This is a genomic window from Metapseudomonas resinovorans DSM 21078 (genome assembly GCF_000423545.1).
Lineage (GTDB): Bacteria > Pseudomonadota > Gammaproteobacteria > Pseudomonadales > Pseudomonadaceae > Metapseudomonas > Metapseudomonas resinovorans.
In genome coordinates this window covers 21924-43287 of record NZ_KE384035.1, presented here as the reverse complement: position 1 = coordinate 43287, position 21364 = coordinate 21924, and the positions used below count along the sequence as shown (strand labels likewise).

Below are 21364 nucleotides of genomic sequence, written 5' to 3'. Positions count from 1 at the left end.
GGTGAACGCACTCACACCCGACAAGGAACGCGGCCCTCTCAGTCATAGGCCAGTGGATAGGCCAGCAGTCCGACGACCTCGTTCAGCAGCATTCCGCTCTGCCAGACGGCCTTGGACTCCGGCAACCAGCCGCCCAGCGGGCGGCCATTGGGTACGCCGAGGTAACCCACGGGCGCCGCCACCACCTCGAACCCCGCCCGCTCGAAACTCCAGCGGGCCCGGGGCATGTGCGAAGCCTGAGTCACCAGCAGAACCCGGCGCACCCCGGCAGGTTGGAGCAGCGCGGCGCTGTAGGTGGCGTTCTCCCAGGTAGTACGACTCTCCCCCTCCTGCCAGCGCACCTCCAGGCCGAAATCGCGCCCAAGTGTATCGGCCATGATCCGCGCCTCGGAGGGCGGTTCGCCATAGTGCAGGCCGCCACTGGTCAACAGCGGCAGGCCACTTGCACGGGCCAGACGCGCGGCATAGCGCAGGCGTTCCATGGCCATGGGCGAAGGCTGATCCGCACCCCAGGCCGGGTCGGCCTGTTCACGGCCACCACCCAGCACAACGATGGCGTCCACCCGCCCAGCCAACTGAGCCCACTCCGCCATGGCCAGGGGCGGCTCGCGCTCCAGCGCCTTGGCCGACCATTCGACCACGATCGGCAGGCTCATCAGCCAGAGCCCCCCAAGCCCCGTAATGAAACAGGCCAGAGACAGGCGCGGCATGCGCCGACGCAACCACCAGGCCAGCAGCAGCAAGAGCAGCAGGCCACCGGGCGGGAGCAGGAATTGCTTGATGATGTAGCGAATCGGCATGGGCACCTCCAGGGTGCCCGGAGCCTAACGGGGATTGGACGTGCGGAAAAGCTGTGACCCACAGGACATGCAGGCCGGCACACCCTGGCCGCGCTGCCAGATGGCCGGCGTACCGCACATGGCGCAGCACAGTTGCTGGCGGCGCTTGAACTGGGGTTTAGGCTTGAGGGCGAAGCTCTTGGGTGGGCCACTGTCGGCACGCGGGGATCGACGGGGCAACTCCTCGATGGCCGCCAGCTCCTCGGCGGCGGCATGCCAGCCACGCAACCAGCGCATGTCGCGATCCAGATAGGCGCGGATCAACTCCATCTCGGCAGGAGTCAGTCCCTTGAGCTCCAGTTCGAGCGGTTCCTCGTCGCGCAAGCGAACCGCCGTATCCGCTTCATCCAGCGCCAGGGCCAGCCGGTGTAACAACCGCTCGTAGAGCCCGCTCCCTGAGTCCGTCCGCCGCAACTCACCCATCCAACACCTCGAACTGCGTAAACGCTTGCGTTGCTTATGAAAAGCTTAGCGTTCGGTTCTCCGCTGCAAGGTGCCAGCGACAAACGGCGCGGGGATTGCCGACGGACGCCGGCCGTGCATTCAGGGTTTCCCTAGGCCGACAGGGGTCATGTATGCTACGTCGCTTGAATTTCTGTTTCCTCCAGGGTCCGGCAGCGTGGCCAAGGCCAGCGCCCCCGGACCCGAGGAACCCCATCCTCCAGCGCCAGTAGCCATGCACGAACAGTATCAGCCCCGCGAAATCGAAGCCGCCGCGCAAGCCCACTGGGACGCGCATAAATCCTTTGAAGTGAGTGAGCAGCCCGGCAAGGACACCTTCTATTGCCTGTCGATGTTCCCCTACCCGAGCGGCAAGCTACACATGGGGCACGTGCGCAACTACACCATCGGCGACGTGATCGCCCGCTATCAGCGCATGCTGGGCAAGAACGTGCTGCAGCCCATGGGCTGGGACGCCTTCGGAATGCCGGCAGAAAACGCCGCCATGAAGAACAACGTCGCACCGGCCAAGTGGACCTACGAAAACATCGACTACATGAAGACCCAGCTGAAAAGCCTGGGCCTGGCCATCGACTGGTCCCGTGAAGTCACCACCTGCAAGCCCGACTACTACCGTTGGGAGCAGTGGCTGTTCACCAAACTGTTCGAAAAAGGCGTGATCTACCGCAAGAACGGCACCGTCAACTGGGACCCGGCAGACCAGACGGTCCTTGCCAACGAGCAGGTCATCGACGGCCGCGGCTGGCGCTCCGGTGCGCTGGTCGAGAAGCGCGAGATCCCGATGTACTACTTCAAGATCACCGCCTATGCGGATGAACTCTTGAGCAGCCTCGACGACCTGGACGGCTGGCCCGAGCAGGTCAAGACCATGCAGCGCAACTGGATTGGCAAATCCCGCGGCATGGAAGTCAGCTTCCCCTACGACCCATCCAGCATTGGCCAGGCCGGGGCACTGAAAGTCTTCACCACTCGTCCGGACACCCTGCTGGGCGCCACTTACGTCGCTGTCGCCGCCGAGCACCCGCTGGCCACCCTGGCCGTGCAGAAGCTGCCGGCCGACAAGGCCGCTGAGCTGCAAGCCTTCATCGACGAATGCAAACGCGGTGGCGTCGCCGAAGCCGACATCGCCACCCAGGAGAAAAAGGGCCTGCCCACTCCGCTGTTCGTCGAACACCCGCTGACCGGCGACAAGCTGCCCGTCTGGGTCGCCAACTACGTCCTCATGAATTATGGCGAAGGTGCCGTGATGGCCGTGCCGGCCCACGATGAGCGCGACTTCGCCTTCGCCCACAAGTACGACCTGCCGGTCAAACCGGTGATCCGCACCGCTGCCGGCGACGAAACGCCCGCCCCGTGGCAAGACGCCTATGGCGAGCACGGGCAACTGATCAACTCCGGCGAGTTCGACGGTCTGGACTACCAGGGCGCCTTCGACGCCATCGAAGTGGCCTTGCAAAAGAAAGGCCTCGGCCAAGCCCGCACCCAGTTCCGCCTGCGTGACTGGGGCATCAGCCGCCAGCGCTACTGGGGCTGCCCGATCCCGATCATCCACTGCCCGAGCTGTGGTGACGTGCCCGTGCCGGAAGACCAACTGCCGGTAATCCTGCCGGAAGATGTGGTGCCGGACGGCGCCGGCAGCCCGCTGGCGAAGATGCCCGAATTCTATAACTGCACCTGCCCGAAATGCGGCACAGCGGCCAAGCGCGAAACCGACACCATGGATACCTTCGTGGAGAGCTCCTGGTACTTCGCCCGCTACGCCTCGCCAAACTACGACAAGGGCATGGTCGACCCGGCCGCAGCCAACCACTGGCTGCCGGTGGACCAATACATCGGCGGTATCGAACACGCGATCCTGCACCTGCTCTACGCGCGCTTCTTCCACAAGCTGATGCGTGATGAAGGCCTGGTCAGCTCCGACGAGCCGTTCAAGAACCTGCTCACCCAGGGCATGGTGGTGGCCGAGACCTACTACCGCGTTGCAGCCAACGGTGGCAAGGACTGGTTCAACCCGGCCGACGTCGAAGTCGAGCGCGACGCCAAGGCCAAGGTCATCGGCGCCCGCCTGAAAACCGACGGCCTGCCGGTGGAAATCGGCGGCACCGAGAAAATGTCGAAGTCGAAGAACAACGGCGTCGACCCGCAAGCCATGATCGACGCCTACGGCGCCGACACCTGCCGCCTGTTCATGATGTTCGCCTCGCCGCCGGACATGAGCCTCGAGTGGTCCGACTCCGGTGTCGAGGGCGCTAGCCGCTTCCTCCGTCGCGTCTGGCGACTGGCCCAGGCGCATGTCGCCGCGGGTCTGCCGGCCGCCCTGGATCGCAGCGCGCTGAACGACGAACAGAAAGCCGTGCACCGCGCCATCCACCTGGCCATCAAGCAGGCCAGCCAGGATATTGGCCAGCACCACAAGTTCAACACTGCCATCGCTGCCGTGATGACCCTGATGAACGTGCTCGAGAAAGCTCCGCAAGCCAGCGCTGAAGACCGCGCACTGCTGCAGGAAGGCCTGGAAACCGTAGCGCTGCTGCTGGCCCCCATCACTCCGCATATCAGCCACGTGGTCTGGCGCGAACTGGGCCACTCCGGTGCTTCCATCGACGCCACCTGGCCGACCGTGGACGAAGCCGCCCTGGTGCAGGACAGCCTGCAACTGGTGGTTCAGGTCAACGGCAAGCTGCGTGGTCATATCGAAGTGCCGGCCGACGCCAGCCGCGAGGCGGTGGAAGCCACTGCGCGCGCCAACGAAAACGTACTGCGCTTCACCGACGGCCTGACCATCCGCAAGGTCATCGTCGTACCAGGCAAACTGGTCAATATCGTCGCCAACTGATCGAAGCCGGCGCCCTCCTCCAGGAACGGCGCCGGACTGCTCGCAAGGGGAAAGCAAGAAATGATGAAACGGAATCTGCTGGTCCTAGGCCTTGCCGCACTGCTGAGTGCGTGCGGTTTTCAGCTGCGCGGCACTGGCGACGCCAGCTTCGCCCTGACCGAAATGGACGTGACCGCTCGCAACCTGTACGGCCCGACCGTCAAGGCCGTGCGCGCAGCACTGGAAGACAACGGCGTGAATGTCCACGCCGGCGCACCCTACACCCTTGTATTGGCCCGCGAGGACGAATCCCAGCGCACTGCTTCCTACACCACTGGCGCCCGCAGCGCAGAGTACGAACTGACCCAGACCCTGCAATACGAAATCCACGGCAACAACGACCTGCTGCTGATGGACGACAAGCTGACCGTGCAGAAGTACTACGTGCACGACAGCAACAACCTGATCGGTTCCGACCAGGAAGCTGCACAGCTGCGCCAGGAAATGCGCCAGGAAATGGTCCAGCAGATGCTCATGCGCCTGCAGCTGATCACCCCGTCCCAACTCGACCAGCTGCAACAGACCGCAGAAGCCAAGGCCAAGGCCGAAGCCGAAGCGCTGGAAGCCGCGCGCCAGGCCGAGAAGGCCCAGCAACCGCAGCAATCGCCGCTGCAACTGCCCATCCAGTGAGTACACGGGGCCGCACGAGCGGCCCCGGTCATTTGCGCCTATGAAGCTCAATCCCGCACAACTGGGCAAACACCTGCAGGGCCCGCTGGCACCGGTCTACATCGTCAGCGGCGACGAGCCGCTGCTCTGCCAGGAAGCCTGTGACGCCATTCGCGCCAGCGCCCGAGCACGGGACTTCAGCGAGCGCCAGGTGTTCAATGCCGAAGCCAACTTCGACTGGGGCCTGCTGCTGGAAGCCGGCGCCAGTCTTTCGCTGTTTGCCGAGAAGCGACTGCTGGAAGTGCGCATGCCCTCGGGCAAGCCTGGGGACAAGGGCGCCGCCGCACTGCTGGAATACCTGGCACGACCGCCGGAAGACACCGTTCTCCTGCTGAACCTGCCCAAGCTCGACGGCAGCACCCAGAAGACCAAGTGGGCCAAGGCACTGATCGACGGGCCGGATACCCAGTTCATCCAGATCTGGCCCATCGACGCGCACAACCTGCCGCAATGGATTCGCCAGCGCCTGTCCCAGGCCGGGCTTGCCGCCAACCAGGAAGCGGTAGACCTGATAGCCGCACGGGTAGAAGGCAACCTGCTGGCAGCCGCCCAGGAAATCGAAAAGCTCAAGCTGGTGGCCGAAGGTGGGCAGATCGATGCCGCTACCGTCCAGGCAGCAGTGGCCGACAGTGCCCGTTTCGACATCTTCGGCCTGATAGACGCGGCCCTCAACGGCGAGCCCGCTCATACCCTGCGCACCCTGGAAGGTTTGCGCGGCGAGGGTGTCGAGCCACCGGTAATCCTCTGGGCACTGGCCCGCGAACTGCGCCTGCTCGCTGGCCTGGCCCAGCAATACAGCCAGGGCGTCCCCCTGGAAAAGGCCTTTGCTGCCGCGCGCCCCCCCGTGTGGGACAAACGCCGCCCATTGGTTACCCGCGCCCTGCAGCGCCATCCGGCGTCGCGCTGGAATCAATTGCTGCAGGACGCCCAGCGCATTGACGCGCAGATCAAGGGCCAGGCACCAGGTGATCCCTGGAACGGCCTCGCCCGTCTCGCCTTGCTGCTGGCCGGCCAACGCCTGCCCCTGGCCGCCGAGTAGCTGGACATTTTCTGAACAGAAGCTGATGATGCGCGCGCCCGCAGTGGTGCGGGTGCAATCGAGGATCGGCCATGGCCAAGAAACGCAAGCAAGGCGCGCCCGAACGCGCAAAGTCCCTGGTAGCCCAGCCACTCTTCCGCTGCCGTCGGGAGAAGCCCCAGAAAGGCAAAGGAAGTTACCGCCGCGAAGCCTCCCAAGATTGGGAGGCTTCGTCGCTTATGGCCGCCTGAGTAGGCGTAAATCGGCTCGGACGTGTTAAGGTCGCGGCTTGATTCGTCTGCCTCGAGACTCGCGTATGTTCGATGCTCCCGCCACCAGCCTGATGTTTCGCAGCCTGGCCGCGACCTCTGCCTTCACTCTGCTCAGCGCTTGCGCCGACGCCCCGGCACAGAAGCCCGCTTCCGCTCCACAGCCCCAGGTCAGCCAACCCGCCAGCGCCCCCATCACAACCTCGGCACTATCCGCCCAGGCCCCGATAGTGATGCCGGCCGTCAGCTTCAGTGCCTGGCGTGACGCTTTTCGTCGCGAAGCCCTGTCCAGCGGCATAGACCCCGACACTTTCGATCGAGCCTTTGCCGGCATCACCCCAGACCCCAGCGTGATTTCCGCCGATCGCAGCCAACCCGAGTTCACTCGGCCGGTCTGGGAATATCTGGAAGGCGCCATCTCGCCCTACCGTGTGCGCAAGGGCCAGGCCCTGATGACCGAACACGCAGCCACGCTGGACGCTATCGAACAGCGTTTCGGGGTAGACCGCGAGCCCCTGGTCGCCATTTGGGGCATGGAAAGCAGCTTCGGCCAGTTCATGGGCGACAAGTCGGTAATCCGCTCCCTGGCGACACTGGCCTACGAAGGTCGTCGCCCGGCGTTCGCTCACGCACAGCTGCTCGCTGCCCTGCAGATCCTCCAGCACGGCGATATCCAGCCCGCCAATATGCTGGGCTCCTGGGCCGGCGCCATGGGCCAGACCCAATTCATCCCCACCACCTATAACAGTCACGCGGTGGACTTCGATGGCGACGGCCGCCGCAATATCTGGAGTTCCTCGGCCGATGCCCTGGCCTCTGCCGCGCACTACCTGCAAGCCTCCGGCTGGCGCAAGGGCCAGCCTGCCGCGCTGCAGGTGCAACTGCCCCAAGGCTTCGACTATGCCCAGGCCGACGCCGACATCCGCAGGCCCGTGGCACAGTGGCAAGCCCTGGGCGTACAGACCGGCGCACAAGCAGCATCCCTGTCCGGGGAGTCCGCCTCGCTGTTGCTCCCTGCCGGCTATCGCGGCCCCGCCTTCCTGGTGCTGGATAACTTCCGCGCCATCCTCAAGTACAACAACTCTTCGTCTTACGCCCTTGCCGTGAGCCTGTTGGGCGAACGCTTCGATGGTCGTGGCGAACTCACTGCCAATTGGCCTCGCGACGAACGCCCGCTGAGCCGCAGCGAGCGCGTGGAACTGCAAGAATCGCTGACGGCCGCCGGCTACTCCCCGGGTGCGCCGGACGGCATCATCGGCGCCAACACCCGCAAGGCCATTCGCGGCTACCAGCAGCGCCTGGGCTGGCCAGCGGACGGCTACCCCAATCTGGAACTGCTCATGCAGTTGCGCGAGGGGCGCTAAGCCCCCCCCGCCTTCCTCGCAGCCTCCGGCGCGCTCGCTTCCGGACGGCGGCCAGTTCGTGCAGACGCCTTTGTGATACACTGCGCCACCCTTTTTTGCCCCTGCGGCAGCCCACGGAGCCTCTAGCGGAGCCAGTTTTCCCATGTCCGATACAGACACCTCCAAACCCGTCGCCAGCGGCGAAAAGTTCCGTACTGCGCAGGGCATCACCGCGATCAAGGATGGCCAGAAGCGCCGAACCTCGGCCGAGGCGCAGGTATTCGAACCCAAGCCCAAGTGGCTGCGGGTCAAGGCGCCGGGCGGCAGCCGCTTCGAGGCGGTCAAGCGCAATGTCAGTGAACATCGCCTGAGCACCGTGTGCCAGGAATCGCACTGCCCGAACATGGGCGAGTGCTGGTCCAACGGCACTGCCACCATCATGCTGATGGGTTCGGTGTGCACCCGCGCCTGCCGCTTCTGCGCCGTGGACACCGGCAACCCCAACGGTTGGCTGGACCAGGAAGAACCCCAGAACACTGCCAAATCCGTCGAGCTGATGGCGTTGCGCTATATCGTGCTGACCTCGGTGGATCGCGACGACCTGCATGATGGCGGCGCCAGTCACTACGCCGCCTGCGTGCGCGCGATCAAGGAGCGCACGCCGCAAGTGGTCGTGGAGGCCCTGACCCCGGACTTCAACGGCGACCTTCAGGCCATCGAACGGGTCGTGGACTCCGGCCTTGAGGTCTTCGCGCAGAACGTCGAGACGGTCAAGCGGCTGACCCACGTGGTGCGCGACCCGCGCGCCGGCTACGAGAAGACCCTGCGCGTGCTGGAGCATGCCAAGCGTCACCGTCCTGACGTGCTGGCCAAGACCAGCCTGATGCTCGGACTGGGTGAGACTGACGAGGAAGTCATCGAGACCATGGATGACCTGCGCGCCATTGGCGTGGACATCCTCACCCTCGGCCAGTACCTGCAGCCCACCCGCAACCATTTGCCGGTCAAGCGCTGGGTCAGCCCGGAGGAGTTCAACCGCTTCCGTGATATCGGCCTGCAGAAGGGTTTCATGGAAGTCGCGGCGGGCCCGCTGGTGCGCTCCAGTTACCGGGCAGACCGGGTGTTCGAGAAGAACAACCTGGGCCTGGCAGCGCCGGTTCCGGTGCCGGGCCAGCCCCTCGACGTCAGCATCATTCCGGCACTCAACCTGAGCTGAGCTGGCGATTCGCCGCCCGCTACGGCAAGTCGGCGAAAGGGTGTTTTCACCCAGCAATCAGGCGCCATCCGAAAGCCCATAAAAGACTCGCCCCCCTCCCAAAGGGAGGGGGGCGTTTCATTTCCGCGTGTTCGAGACGCCTCGCGCAGCCTAGCTGGCGTAGCCCAGCCGCTGGCGTAGAGCACGTTCCAGGCGCTGAGCCAACTCTTCGAAGGGTGGTGCCGTCTCAAGCAGGTCCTTGAGCTGCACCATCTTCAACCCGGCGTAGCCGCAGGGATTGATCCGCCAGAAGGGCGACATGTCCATGTCCACATTGAGCGCCAGGCCGTGGAAGGAGCAGCCACGGCTGACCCTCAGCCCCAGCGAGGCGATCTTGTCGCCGTCGACATAGACACCGGGCGCATCCGCCTTGGGCGCGGCTTCGACGCCATAGGCAGCCAGGACATCGACCAGGCTCTGCTCCATGGCCGTGACCAGCTCGCGTACGCCCAGTCCGAGACGGCGCAGGTCGAGCATCAGGTAGGCCACCAGTTGCCCGGGGCCGTGATAGGTGACTTGGCCGCCGCGATCAACCTGCACCACCGGGATGTCTCCCGGTGCGAGCAGATGTTCGGCCTTGCCAGCCTGACCCTGAGTAAATACCCGGGGGTGCTGCAGCAGCCAGATTTCGTCAGGTGTCCGTTCGTCGCGCTCGGCAGTCAGGCGTCGCATCGCTTCGAGGGTCGGCAGATAGTCCACCAACCCCAGATGGCGCACGACAAGTTCGGCAGATGCCACTAGAGCACCATGTGCACACGACCGGTGGCACGCAGGTCGATGTGGATCGCCTGCAGCTGGTCGACGCCGGTGGCGGTGATCAGCACCTGTACCGAGAGGAAACGACCATTGCGGCTGTCACGCACCACCAGGGTGGTGGAGTCGAGGTCAGGAGCGTGGCGCTGGATGACCTCGATCACCAGGTCGGCGAAGCCTTCGCCTGAATCGCCGATTACCTTGATGGGGTAACGCTCGCAGGGGAACTCGATTTTTGGAGGTTGTACGTCAGGAGTGTCGGTCATGGCGGCGGCGGACTCGTGATCCGCGATGCGGACGCCCCGGGCTTGGTAAGGCACGAGGCGGCGGCTCAGTAGGTCAATTGAACAGGCCGAAGAAGAACAGGCGGATGCTATCCCACAGGCGGCGGAAGAAACCACCTTCCTCAACGGTCTCGAGGGCGATCAGGTCGGCGCTGTGGACTACCTGGTCTTCCAGCTTGACCTCCACCTTGCCGATCACGTCACCCTGCTTGATGGGGGCGATCAGCTGCGGATTCAAGGTCATGCTGGCCTGCAGCTTCTTGGCCTGGCCCCTCGGCAGGGTCAGGGTCAGGTCCTGGGCCAGGCCCGCCTTGGCTTCCCGGGTAGCGCCCTTCCACACCTGGGCTTTCGCCAGCTCGGCGCCCTTCTGATAGAAGGTCTGGGTTTCGAAGAAACGGAAGCCGTAGGTCAGCAGTTTCTGAGTCTCGGCGGCACGGGCCTGCTCGCTGTTGGTACCGAACACCACAGCGATCAGGCGCATGTTGTCACGCACAGCGGAAGCCACCAGGCAGTAGCCGGCTTCGTCGGTGTGGCCGGTCTTCAGGCCGTCGACGGTCTTGTCTCGCCACAGCAGCAAGTTGCGGTTGGGCTGCTTGATGTTGTTCCAGAAGAACTCCTTCTGGGAGTAAATGGCGTAGTGGGCCGGGTCTTCGTAGATGATCGCGCGGGCCAGGGTCGCCATGTCATGGGAGGTGGAGTAGTGCTCCGGGTTGGGCAGGCCGGTGGCATTCATGAAGTGGCTGTTGGTCATGCCGAGCTTTTCGGCAGTGGTGTTCATCATGTCGGCGAAGGCGTCTTCACTGCCGGCGATGTGCTCGGCCACGGCCACGCTGGCGTCGTTGCCCGACTGGATGATGATGCCGTGCAGCAGGTCGCTCAGGGACACCTGAGTATTGACCTGGACGAACATGCGCGAACCACCGGTACGCCAGGCGTGCTCACTGATGGTGACCGGATCGTTCTCGCCGACCTGGCCCTTGCGGATTTCCAGGGTGGCGATGTAAGCGGTCATCAGCTTGGTCAGGCTGGCCGGCGGCAGACGCTGGTCACCGTTGTTTTCGACCAGCACCTGGCCACTCTGGGCGTCCATCAGCACATAGGACTTGGCAGCCAACTGGGGCGGCGACGGGACGATCTGCTGGGTCGCCATGGAGGCCGGCGCGACGATGAGCAGGGCTGCGGGCAGTAAAAGGCGTTTGGCGAAGCTGAAGATGTTCATCCGTCTCTCTGAGAAGTAGCTAATGGTCTAACAGGCCCTTGCAGGCTAATTGAGGAAGCCGTCAGTCCGGCTTCACCAGGGTAGGCTGGCCGAGATTGGCCAGGCGCAGGCTGTCTTGCAGCTGCTGGGCCTCACCCTGAGTTCCGATCGGCCCCAGGCGCACCCGGTGCAGTATCTGCTGGTTGCGCACGACCGAGCTGATGAAGACCGGCGCACTCACCGTCCCGCTCAGCTTGGCCTTGAGAAGCTCCGCAGCGTCCGGATTGGCGAAGGCGCCCACCTGGAGATACAGGCCAGACGCTGCGAGTGAATCGTTTTTTTTTGCGTCGATCTGTACGGGCAGAACCGCGGCGGCGTGTTGCTGCGGCGGCGGGGTGTACTGCTCGATCGGCGCGCTGGCCACCTGGACGGCCGACTGGGGTTTGGCTTGCGGCTGTGGCTGGGCAACCATCTTCGGTTGCGCGAGGACCATCGGCACCGGACGCCCCTGAGCGGCCCACCACTCGTGAGGGTCGATTCCTTCCACCTTGACTCGGGCGGTACCCGATTCGGCGTAACCGAGCTTTTTCGCCGCGGCGAAGGACAGATCGATGATGCGGTCGGAGTAGAACGGCCCGCGGTCGTTGACCCGCAGGATCACCGTGCGACCGTTATCCAGGTTGGTAACCCGCACGTAGCTGGGCAGCGGCAGGGTCTTGTGTGCAGCGGTCATGCCGTAGAGGTCATAGGCCTCGCCGTTGGCCGTGGCCTGGCCGTGGAACTTGGTGCCGTACCACGAGGCAGTGCCCACTGCCTGATAGCGACGCGCGTCGCTCATCGGGTAGTAGGTCTTGCCAAGTACCGTGTAAGGGTTGGCCTTGAACGAGCCATAGTGCGGCATGGGGACGGCATCGGGAATGCGCGAGACGTCGACCTCCCACCAAGGCGCGCCATCCTTGTGCGGACGCGAATAATCACCGGGACCGGAGATCGCGCCGCCGGGTTGGACCGGCTCGGGTGCGCGACTGCTCGAGCAACTGGCCAGCAACAATGCTACGGCGCCGTAGACGACGACTCTTATCGGTTGTGGCATCGGTTAACGCCCGCCCCTTGCGTTGACCAGCAATTCGGAAAGCTGATGCACGGCCATTGCGTACATCACGCTGCGATTGTAGCGGGTAATGACGTAGAAGTTCGGCAATCCCATCCAGTACTCCGCTCCTTCATCCCCCTCGAGCCTGAAGGCCGTCACCGGCACATCATCGCGCAGTGCGGCGCTGCTTGCCCAGCCCAGCGTCCTAAGATCGCCGACGTTCTTCACCGGGTCCAGTCCCTGGGTCAACCCTTCGTCGATTCGATCACCACGAACCTGGGCACGGCTGACCACCGGACCACCGGTTGCCCAGCCATGGCGCTTGAAGTAGCTGGCGACGCTGCCGATGGCGTCCACCGGGTTTTTCCAGATGTCGATATGGCCGTCGCCGTCAAAATCCACAGCATAGGCGCGGAAGCTGCTCGGCATGAACTGAGGCAGCCCCATGGCCCCGGCGTAAGAGCCCTTGAGCATCAGCGGATCGACCTGCTCCTCGCGCGCCAGCAAGAGGAACTCCTTCAGCTGCTTGCGGAAGAAATCGGCACGCGGCGGGTAGTCAAAACCCAGGGTAGACAGGGCGTCGATCACGCGGAAGTTGCCGGTATTCCCACCATAGAAGGTCTCGACGCCGATGATCGCGACGATCACCTGGGCCGGTACGCCATATTCCTTCTCGGCGCGAGCCAGCGCCTCGGCGTGCTGGTTCCAGAAGGACACGCCTTTCTGAATACGTGCCGGGGTGATGAAGATCGGCCGGTATTCCTTCCACGGCTTGACCCGTTCGGCGGGCCGGGAGATGGCGTCGAGAATGGACTGCTTGCGATTCACCTCACGGAACAGGTCCACCAGTTGCTCGCCAGCAAAGCCGTAGTCGCGAGTCATCTCGGCGACAAACTCGGCCACCTGCGGCGACCCCTCGTAGTCCCCGGAAAGTGCCGGTGCGGCTGCCCCCAGCAGTCCGACCAAGGCCACCCCGGTGGCCCCAAACTGCATCAACTTGCGCAGTGCTTTCAAATCATTCACTCGTTTCAAACCTGGGCGATCCATTTGCGATGGGTATGGATCGCCATCAACACCCCAAACCCTGACAGCAGCGTCACCAGATGGGTTCCGCCGTAGCTAATGAAGGGCAGGGGTACCCCCACGACCGGCAACAGTCCACTGACCATGCCGATGTTGACGAACACGTATACGAAGAAGGTCATGGTCAGGCTGCCCGCCAGCAGCTTGCCGAACAGGGTCTGGGCCTGGGCGGTAATCACCAGGCCGCGGCCGATCAGGAGCAGATAGACCAACAGCAGCAGGCAGGCGCCCACCAGGCCGAACTCTTCGCCGAGGACCGCAATGATAAAGTCCGTGTGGCTTTCGGGCAAAAAATCCAGGTGCGACTGGGTGCCCAGCAGCCAGCCTTTGCCAAATACCCCACCCGAGCCGATGGCTGCCTTGGACTGAATGATGTTCCAGCCGGTACCCAACGGGTCGCTCTCCGGATCGAGGAAGGTCAGCACTCGCTGCTTCTGGTAGTCGTGCAACACGAAGTACCACATGGCCACTGCCACGGGCACCACCGCCGCCACCGCGCCGAAGACCCAGCGCCACTGCAGGCCGGCCATGAACAGCACAAAGGCACCGGAGGCGAGGATCAGCAGAGAGGTGCCGAGGTCCGGTTGCTTCAGGATCAGCACGAAAGGCACCAGGATCAGCACCAGGCTGACGGTGATGTGCTTGAGCTTGGGTGGCAGGTTGTGTCGAGACAGGTACCAGGCGATGGTCGCCGGCATGATGATCTTCATGAATTCCGAGGGCTGGAAGCGGATCACCCCGGGAATATTGATCCAGCGGGTAGCGCCCATGGCCGTGTGGCCCATGACCTCCACTGCTATCAGCAGGGCCACCCCGACCACGTATGCCAGCGGCACCCAGCGCGCCATGAAGCGCGGCTCGAACTGGGCGATGACGATCATCGCCCCGATCCCCAGGCCGAAGGAGCTCGCCTGTTTCATCAACAGATCCCAGTGCTTGCCGCTCGCCGAATAGAGGACGAACAGGCTACCGGCCGCCAGCATCAGGATGATCAGCAGCAGCCAGCCATCGATGTGCAGGCGCTGCAGGAGGGTGGCTCGGCGCTTGAGCACGTCCTCCTGGGAGATGGTGCGATCGAAGTTGCTGTTCATCGAATGGCGCTCTGCTGGTCCGCCAGCGGTTGCGGCGGGCGGAACTCGGGTTTCAGCTGGCCGTCCTCACCGAGGAGCCAGGCGTCCATGACCTGCTTGACCACAGGTGCGGCAACGCCCGAGCCGGACTCGCCGTTCTCCACCATTACCGCAACGGCTATCTTCGGGTCTTCGGCCGGAGCGAAGGCGACGAACAGCGCATGGTCGCGATGCCGTTCCTGGACCTTGGAGCGGTCGTACTTCTCGCCTTGCTTGATCGCTACGACCTGCGCGGTGCCGGACTTGCCGGCGATGCGGTAGACCGACGCAGCGCCGACCTTATGCGCCGTGCCGCGGGCACCATGGACTACCTGCTCCATACCGATACGCCCGGCATCCCAGAACTTCGGGTCACGCAGGATGATGTCTGGCATCGGATTGGGGTCCAGCGGCCTTTGGCCTTCGATGGTCTTGGCCAGGTGCGGGCGGATCCACTTGCCGCGGTTGGCCATCAGCGCCACCGATTGAGCCAGTTGCAGCGGAGTTGCCTGCATGTACCCCTGACCGATACCGAGGATCAGCGTTTCCCCCGGGTACCAGGCCTGGCGGTAGCGGGCGCGCTTCCAGTCGCGGGAGGGCATCAGGCCCGCGGATTCTTCGAACATATCCAGCGCCACGCGCTGGCCAAAACCGAAGCGACTCATGTAGTCATGCAGACGATCGATCCCCATCTTGTGGGCAAGATCGTAGAAGTAGGTGTCGTTTGACCGCATTATCGCGGTTTCCATGTTCACCCAGCCGTCACCGGAACGGTTCCAGTTGCGGTATTTGTGGTCGTAGTTCGGCAGTTGGTAGAAGCCCGGATCGAAGACTCGCGAAGCCGGCGTCACCACCCCCGAGTCCAGGCCGGAGACCGCCACCATCGGTTTGATGGTCGAACCTGGCGGGTACAGGCCCCGCAACACGCGGTTGTACAAGGGTCTGTCAATGGAATCGCGCAGCTCGGCGTAAGCCTTGAAGCTGATGCCGGTGACGAACGGGTTCGGGTCGAAGCTCGGCTGACTGACCATCGCCAGTACGTCGCCGCTGGACGGCTCGATGGCGACGATGGCACCACGACGCCCCGCCAGGGCCTGCTCGGCGGCCTCCTGCAGACGCACGTCGAGGGTCAGCACCAGGTCCTTTCCAGGTTTCGGGTCGGTGCGCTTGAGCACGCGCAGTACGCGGCCGCGAGCGTTGGTTTCGACTTCTTCGTAACCCACCTCGCCATGCAGCTGGTCTTCGTAGAAGCGCTCGATCCCGGTCTTGCCGATATGGTGGGTGCCGCTGTAGTTGACCGGATCGAGCTGCTTCAGCTCTTTCTCATTGATGCGGCCGACATAACCCACCGAGTGGGCAAAGTGCGCGCCCTGCGGATAGTGCCGCACCAACTGCGCCACCACTTCTACGCCGGGCAGGCGGAATTGGTTCACCGCCACTCGGGCGATCTGCTCTTCGGTCAGTTCAAAAAGGATAGGCACCGGCTCGAACGGCCGCCGCCCCTGCCTCATGCGCTTCTCGAACAGGGCACGGTCATCCGGTGTCAGCTGCAGCACTTCGACAATCACATCGAGCGTTGCTTTCCAGTCGCCAGCCCGCTCGCGGGTAACGCTGAGACTGAAACTGGGCCGGTTGTCGGCGATGATTACGCCATTGCGATCGAAAATCAGCCCACGGGTGGGCGGTATCGGCTGCACGTGGACGCGATTGTTCTCGGAAAGGGTCGAGTGGTACTCGTACTGGATCACCTGCAGGTAATAAAGACGGGCAATCAGCACGCAAGTCAGCAACAGCACTGCCACGGCGCCCACGATCACGCGCTGACGCACCAGGCGGGCATCTTTCTCGTGGTCTTTCAGGCGGATCGGTTGCGGCATGGACAGGGTTTACTTGTGATAAGGGTGGCCGGACAGCACAGTCCAGGCACGGTAGATCTGTTCACCAACAAGGATGCGGACCAGCGGATGCGGCAACGTCAGCGGCGACAGCGACCAGCGCTGCTCGCTACGGACGCAGACCTCCGGCGCCAGCCCTTCCGGGCCGCCGACCATCAGGTTGACAGTGCGCGAATCCAGGCGCCAGCGGTCCAGTTCAACCGCCAGTTGCTCGGTGCTCCAGGGTCGACCTTCGACTTCCAGGGTGACAATGCGTTCCCCCGGCTGCACTTTGGCCAGCATCGCCTCGCCTTCCTGGCGGATCATCCGCGCCACGTCGGCATTCTTGCCGCGCGTGGTCAGGGGAATTTCCACCAGTTCCAGGCTGAGCTCGGACGGCAGGCGTTTGACGTACTCCTGCCATCCCTCTTCCACCCAGCGCGGCATCCGCGTACCAACAGCAATCAGACGTAGACGCAAGGGATGCCCCGCTTACTCGTGGCTGTGGTGGGCGCGGCTCTGCTCGGCACCCTGCCACAGGCGCTCCAGGTCGTAGAACTGGCGGGTGGCGACCTGCATCACATGCACCACCACGTCGCCCAGGTCCAGCAGGGCCCACTCGCCGCCGTCCAGGCCTTCGCTACCCAGCGCGCGGACGCCTTGCTCCTTGACCTTCTCCAGCACGTTTTCGGCCAGGGATTTGACATGACGGCCAGAGGTACCGCTGGCGATCACCATGAAGTCGGTGATGCTGGTCTTGCCACGCACGTCGATGGTGGTGATTTCCTGACCTTTCAGGTCTTCCAGGGCCGCAATGGCGACCTTGACGAGTTCTTCGTTTTGCATCGGGTTCAACTACCTCAGTGAATCAGTTCGACGCACGATACAAGTCGTGCGCATGGATATAGGCCAATACGGCGTCGGGCACGAGAAAGCGCACCGAGCGCCCCTCCCCCAGCAATTGGCGAATCTGGGTGGCGGAAATCGCCAGGGGCGTCTGCCAGACAAAGGAGATCTGCCCGGCAGGCCCCTGCAGGGAATGCGGATCGACCGCGCTGCGTGCGGCCAACAGGTCACGCAGGGTTTCCGGCGCCTCGCTGTCGGCGTCCGGACGCTGCAGGACCAGGATGTGGCAATGGTCCAGCAGCTCGCCCCAACGGTGCCAGCTCGGCAGACCGCAGAACGCGTCCCAGCCGACCAGCAGGAACAATTGATCTTCGGCATCCAGCTCGGCGCGCAGGGACTCCAGCGTTTCGATGGTCCAGGATGGCCGCTCGCGCTTGAGCTCGCGATCATCCACTGCCAATGGTGCGACACCTGTCACTGCCAGCTGCACCATCGCCAGGCGCTGGGATGCCGACACCTGAGGTGTTTCCCGGTGCGGCGGGCGCGCACTGGGAATCAGGCGCAACTCGTCGAAACCGAATTGCTCGGCCACTTCAACCGCACTCCGCAGGTGGCCGATATGCACGGGATCGAAGGTGCCGCCGAAGAGGCCGATGCGCTTGCCCATCAGGTGCGTACGTGACCGTCGCCGAAGACCACATACTTCTCGCTGGTCAGGCCTTCCAGACCGACCGGGCCACGGGCGTGCAGCTTGTCGGTGGAAATGCCGATCTCAGCGCCCAGGCCGTACTCGAAACCATCGGCAAAGCGGGTCGAGGCGTTGACCATCACCGAAGCGGAATCCACCTCGGTGAGGAAGCGCCGCGCATCGCTGAAGTTCTCGGTGATGATGGCGTCGGTGTGCTGCGAGCCGTAGGCATTGATGTGCTCGATGGCCTGATCCAGGCCGTCGACGATGCGGATCGAGAGGATGGGCGCGTTGTACTCGGTGCGCCAGTCTTCCTCGGTCGCTTCCAGCACATCATTGCCCAGCAGCGCACGGGTGGCGGCGTCGCCGCGCAGCTCAACACCCTTGTCGCGGTAGATGGCGGCCAGCGGCGGCAGCACGCGTGCGGCGATGCCGGCATGCACCAGTAGGGTTTCCATGGTGTTGCACGGCGCGTAACGCTGGGTCTTGGCGTTATCGGCCACGCGAATGGCCTTGTCGAGATCGGCGGCAATGTCGATGTAGACGTGGCAGATGCCGTCCAGGTGCTTGATCACCGGCACCTTGGCCTCGCGGCTGATGCGTTCGATCAGGCCCTTGCCACCGCGCGGAACGATCACGTCCACGTATTCCGGCATGCTGATCAGCGCGCCAACGGCGGCACGGTCGGTGGTTTCCACCACTTGCACCAACTCGCTCGGCAGGCCGGCTTCAGCCAGGCCCTTCTGGATGCAGATGGCAATCGCCTGGTTGGAATGGATCGCCTCGGAACCGCCGCGCAGGATGGTGGCGTTGCCGGACTTAAGGCAAAGGCTGGCGGCATCGATGGTCACGTTCGGCCGCGACTCGTAGATGATCCCGATCACACCCAGCGGCACGCGCATCTTGCCCACCTGGATGCCGGACGGCAGATAGCGCATGTCACGGATCTCGCCGATGGGGTCCGGCAGGGTGGCGACCTGGCGCAGGCCCTCGATCATGTCGTCGATGCGTGCTGGGGTCAGTGCCAGGCGATCGAGCATGGCGGGTTCAAGGCCATTGGCGCGGCCGTTGGCCAGGTCCTGCTCATTGGCGGCGGTCAGCTCGGCACGAGCTGCATCCAGGGCATCGGCGGCAGCCAGCAGGGCGCGGTTCTTCTGCGCGGTGCTGGCGCGGGCGGCCACACGCGAGGCGGCGCGGGCGGCGCGGCCAAGGCGGGTCATGTAATCGAGAACGGACTCGGTCATGGTCTCGGGTTCTGGCGAAAGGAAAGCGGCTGATTATAGCGGTCGCGCTCGCCCGCGCCCAGCGGCGCCGGGCGGATGGTAGACAGGTCATTCCACGGGCCTTACCGGTAACGGTGCAGGCCGCGGCCCAGGCGGGCCGCGGCTGGGACGGTGACACCCGGAAAACACGCCCGCCCGAAGGTTGGGTAAACAAAAGTGTCTCCGCTGTTTACCTTCCAATTGCAGTCGTCGCAGAAGAACAAGAAGCGCCCCGGCGCCGGAGAATCCGCCATGCGTTACCAGACCGACTTCGCCGCCCAACAACTGGCCGACGCGCCCCGCACCATCCAGATCGGCCCCTGGACCCTGCACTATCAGGCCTTTTCGCAGCACGTTACGGACAAGCGCGAACCCATATTGATGCTTGGCGGCGCCTTCCAGAGCTTCCGCTCCTTCGGTGCCGAGGTGCAGGAGCTTCTGCCGCGCCACCCGGTGGTCCTCCTCGACCTGCCGAGCCAGGGCGGCAATCTGCAACTCGCGCCGGAGCTCTCTCTTGAACAACTGGCCGACCTGATCGCCGCCTTTGCCGAAGAATTCCAACTGCCGCCGCTGATGCCCATCGGCTTGTCCTATGGCTCGGCCCTGGCGGCATTGTTCGCGGTACGCCATCCGCAACGCTGCGCACGCCTATTGCTCGCTGGGATCACCGCATTCGGCCGTCCTGGCGCCCGGCGCATGCTGGAAGAAGGACTCGAACTGCTGTCCGAGGGCCAGGTGCTGCACTTCGCCCAAGGCGCCCTGACCGGTTTGATCAACCCGTTGCGCCTGGAGGAAACCGGCATCTCGCCGGTGTTCCGAAAGGCTCTTTTGCGGCAGATGCAGCGCCTTTCACCGCTGGAACTCGAACGTTACCGGCAGAACAGCCGCCGTCTGCTGGACTTCTCCGGCTTCGATCACCACCCAGCCTGCCCTACCCTGGTCCTGGCCGGCGAATACGATCATTTCACCCAGCCATGGGAACATGCTGGCTTTGCCGCCGCCTGCGCCGATGCCGACTGCGCCCTTATCCACAACGGCGATCACCTGGCCCAGTTCGAACAACGCGAAGCCTGCGCCAGCTTCTATCGCCCCTTTCTCCAGGGCGTAGCCTTGCCGCTGGCGAACCCCGGCGCGACCCGCCTGGCACGCAACCGCCTGGATCACCTGGAACGACGCCAGGAGGCACGCGTAGCACCACTGAACCGGCGCGGCCGACTGCTGCATGCCGAGGCTGGCGAGTTCCATGTGGAGGTCAGCGAACTGGGCTTCTTTGGCGGGCTGGTGCGCGGCGAACTGCCGACCAATCTACCGAATCGGGGCTGGCGACTGCAAGCTGGCGACCTGCCGTCGCTGGATGCGCTTCCCTTGCGCCATGAAGGCGATAGCCTGGCCCTGGTCTTTCCCCACACCGACGCGCAGGCCAGCGACGCGCTGGCATCCCAGGTGGTCCAAACGGAACCACGGGCGGTGGCCTACGCCTGAGACATCAGGTACGAGCCTCCACCACCCGCACCAGCGCCGGCCAGGCATCCAGCGGGGCCGACTCAAGCTCCTTCGGGTCATGCACACACACCCTGCCGAAACCACAGCCTTCGAACCCCTCGACTATGGCGGCGTCTCCCCGGTAGTGCAGGTAGTACCGGCCCCGGGTCAGACGGCCGACGAGGTCGATGCCCCAACGCAACTGACGGTAACGCGGATGCTCGCGCAGGTCGGGATAGAGGTCAGTGAGGTAAGTGGCCGATGGGAACTGTCGCAATTGCGTTGCCAGCCGGCTCCAGAAGGCCTCAATCACCGGCAGCTCGAAGTAGTTCACCAGCCCTTCGGTGATGACCAGCACCGGCTCGTCATGATTCAGCCCGGAGAACAGTGCCTGCAGGTCGTTCGCGTCCTGTTCGGCGAGGATATCCACAGGGCGCACCTGATGCCGTGAATCCAGCCAGCCTTCCTCGTGCAACAGCAGGCGCTTGCGGGCGGCCATGGGCGGCAGGTCGGCCTCCAGGTAACGCAGCTCCGGGTAGCGGGAGCAAAAACGCCGCCCCCGGGGAGACAGGCCGCAGGCAATCTCCACCACCTGGCGCACGCCACGCTGCTCGATGGCCTCGCGCAACAGGGCATCGATCAGCAGGTGACGCTGCAGGAGGAAACGCTCGACATCCAGCCCGAACGCCACCCGCGCCCCCCAACTGATGGGCGTCAGCACGCCATGGGCAAATCGCCCAAATGAAGTGACGAAAGGCTCTTCGGCCAGGTGGTGGCGATACCACACGTAACCGGTGTAGTGCGCACTGGGGGTGATGTGGGCACTGTCAAGACGGGCAGCTCGGGACATGGCAACGGGCTCTTGTTATTTTGCGTGACGATTCCGACGCCGGTGTTCAGCTTCGGCTCAGCATGCTTCCGTATAATCGCGAGCCTATTCCGACCCGTGACCCTGCGACAGC

At 64.2% G+C, this 21364-nt stretch carries 21 protein-coding genes; 7 read left to right on the top strand and 14 right to left on the bottom strand.

Going from position 1 to position 21364, the window contains the following annotated elements:
* Positions 1 to 38: 38 nt before the first annotated feature.
* Positions 39 to 800: a YdcF family protein gene (locus tag G559_RS0128110; protein ID WP_028631419.1), complete on the bottom strand. Its 762-nt coding sequence runs from the start codon at positions 798 to 800 to the stop codon at positions 39 to 41.
* A gap of 24 nt (positions 801 to 824) precedes the next feature.
* Positions 825 to 1262, bottom strand: a complete 438-nt coding sequence (locus G559_RS0128105; RefSeq protein ID WP_028631418.1) for a hypothetical protein — start codon at positions 1260 to 1262, stop codon at positions 825 to 827.
* A 253-nt stretch (positions 1263 to 1515) separates the two neighbouring features.
* On the opposite strand from G559_RS0128105, the gene leuS reads away from it, so the two are divergent.
* From leuS to lipA, 6 genes are all read left to right on the top strand, one after another.
* Complete coding sequence (leuS, locus tag G559_RS0128100) at positions 1516 to 4137, top strand: leucine--tRNA ligase (protein WP_028631417.1); 2622 nt, start codon at positions 1516 to 1518, stop codon at positions 4135 to 4137.
* Positions 4138 to 4197: 60 nt separating this feature from the next.
* Positions 4198 to 4806, top strand: coding sequence for an LPS-assembly lipoprotein LptE (locus G559_RS0128095; RefSeq protein WP_028631416.1), 609 nt, complete (start codon positions 4198 to 4200; stop codon positions 4804 to 4806).
* 40 nt (positions 4807 to 4846) lie between these two features.
* Positions 4847 to 5884, top strand: coding sequence for a DNA polymerase III subunit delta (gene holA / locus G559_RS0128090; RefSeq protein WP_028631415.1), 1038 nt, complete (start codon positions 4847 to 4849; stop codon positions 5882 to 5884).
* Between the two features lie 71 nt (positions 5885 to 5955).
* Positions 5956 to 6114 (top strand): alternative ribosome rescue factor ArfA, encoded by a 159-nt coding sequence (gene arfA, locus G559_RS29485; protein ID WP_036997976.1) that lies wholly within the window; start codon positions 5956 to 5958, stop codon positions 6112 to 6114.
* Positions 6115 to 6179: 65 nt separating this feature from the next.
* A complete protein-coding gene (locus G559_RS0128080) occupies positions 6180 to 7496 on the top strand; it encodes a lytic murein transglycosylase (protein ID WP_028631414.1) in 1317 nt (438 codons plus the stop codon).
* A gap of 142 nt (positions 7497 to 7638) precedes the next feature.
* The gene (gene lipA, locus G559_RS0128075; RefSeq protein WP_028631413.1) at positions 7639 to 8691 is read left to right on the top strand and encodes a lipoyl synthase; all 1053 of its coding nucleotides are present in this window, start codon (positions 7639 to 7641) and stop codon (positions 8689 to 8691) included.
* A 150-nt stretch (positions 8692 to 8841) separates the two neighbouring features.
* Here the strand turns inward: lipA and lipB are convergent, their stop codons facing one another.
* From lipB to G559_RS0128020, 11 genes are all read right to left on the bottom strand, one after another.
* Entirely contained in the window at positions 8842 to 9468 is a 627-nt protein-coding gene (gene lipB / locus G559_RS0128070; protein WP_028631412.1) for a lipoyl(octanoyl) transferase LipB, read from the bottom strand.
* Entirely contained in the window at positions 9468 to 9749 is a 282-nt protein-coding gene (locus G559_RS0128065) for a DUF493 domain-containing protein (protein WP_028631411.1), read from the bottom strand. The genes lipB and G559_RS0128065 overlap by 1 nt, the downstream gene beginning before the upstream one ends.
* Before the next feature lie 73 nt (positions 9750 to 9822).
* On the bottom strand, positions 9823 to 10986 hold the full coding sequence (locus G559_RS0128060) for a D-alanyl-D-alanine carboxypeptidase family protein (protein WP_028631410.1): 1164 nt from the start codon (positions 10984 to 10986) through the stop codon (positions 9823 to 9825).
* Positions 10987 to 11047: 61 nt separating this feature from the next.
* Positions 11048 to 12058 carry a septal ring lytic transglycosylase RlpA family protein gene (locus G559_RS0128055; RefSeq protein WP_036997974.1) on the bottom strand — a complete coding sequence of 337 codons (1011 nt, stop codon included), beginning with the start codon at positions 12056 to 12058 and terminating at the stop codon, positions 11048 to 11050.
* Positions 12059 to 12061: 3 nt separating this feature from the next.
* Positions 12062 to 13051, bottom strand: coding sequence for a lytic murein transglycosylase B (gene mltB, locus G559_RS0128050; protein ID WP_036997987.1), 990 nt, complete (start codon positions 13049 to 13051; stop codon positions 12062 to 12064).
* A 35-nt stretch (positions 13052 to 13086) separates the two neighbouring features.
* Positions 13087 to 14232, bottom strand: a complete 1146-nt coding sequence (rodA, locus tag G559_RS0128045; protein WP_028631407.1) for a rod shape-determining protein RodA — start codon at positions 14230 to 14232, stop codon at positions 13087 to 13089.
* Positions 14229 to 16127 carry a penicillin-binding protein 2 gene (gene mrdA, locus G559_RS0128040; protein ID WP_028631406.1) on the bottom strand — a complete coding sequence of 633 codons (1899 nt, stop codon included), beginning with the start codon at positions 16125 to 16127 and terminating at the stop codon, positions 14229 to 14231. The genes rodA and mrdA overlap by 4 nt, the downstream gene beginning before the upstream one ends.
* A 9-nt stretch (positions 16128 to 16136) precedes the next feature.
* Complete coding sequence (rlmH, locus tag G559_RS0128035) at positions 16137 to 16604, bottom strand: 23S rRNA (pseudouridine(1915)-N(3))-methyltransferase RlmH (protein WP_028631405.1); 468 nt, start codon at positions 16602 to 16604, stop codon at positions 16137 to 16139.
* A gap of 12 nt (positions 16605 to 16616) precedes the next feature.
* Positions 16617 to 16970, bottom strand: coding sequence for a ribosome silencing factor (rsfS, locus tag G559_RS0128030; protein ID WP_028631404.1), 354 nt, complete (start codon positions 16968 to 16970; stop codon positions 16617 to 16619).
* A gap of 22 nt (positions 16971 to 16992) precedes the next feature.
* Positions 16993 to 17637 (bottom strand): nicotinate-nucleotide adenylyltransferase, encoded by a 645-nt coding sequence (gene nadD, locus G559_RS0128025; RefSeq protein ID WP_028631403.1) that lies wholly within the window; start codon positions 17635 to 17637, stop codon positions 16993 to 16995.
* Positions 17637 to 18902 carry a glutamate-5-semialdehyde dehydrogenase gene (locus tag G559_RS0128020; protein WP_028631402.1) on the bottom strand — a complete coding sequence of 422 codons (1266 nt, stop codon included), beginning with the start codon at positions 18900 to 18902 and terminating at the stop codon, positions 17637 to 17639. Before G559_RS0128020 ends, nadD begins: the two co-directional genes overlap by 1 nt.
* A 270-nt stretch (positions 18903 to 19172) precedes the next feature.
* Between G559_RS0128020 and G559_RS0128015 the strand changes: the two genes are divergently transcribed.
* Positions 19173 to 20402 carry an alpha/beta fold hydrolase gene (locus G559_RS0128015; RefSeq protein WP_028631401.1) on the top strand — a complete coding sequence of 410 codons (1230 nt, stop codon included), beginning with the start codon at positions 19173 to 19175 and terminating at the stop codon, positions 20400 to 20402.
* Positions 20403 to 20406: 4 nt separating this feature from the next.
* Here G559_RS0128015 and G559_RS0128010 read toward each other — a convergent pair whose 3' ends face one another.
* A complete protein-coding gene (locus tag G559_RS0128010; RefSeq protein ID WP_028631400.1) occupies positions 20407 to 21252 on the bottom strand; it encodes a class I SAM-dependent methyltransferase in 846 nt (281 codons plus the stop codon).
* Positions 21253 to 21364: the final 112 nt, after the last annotated feature.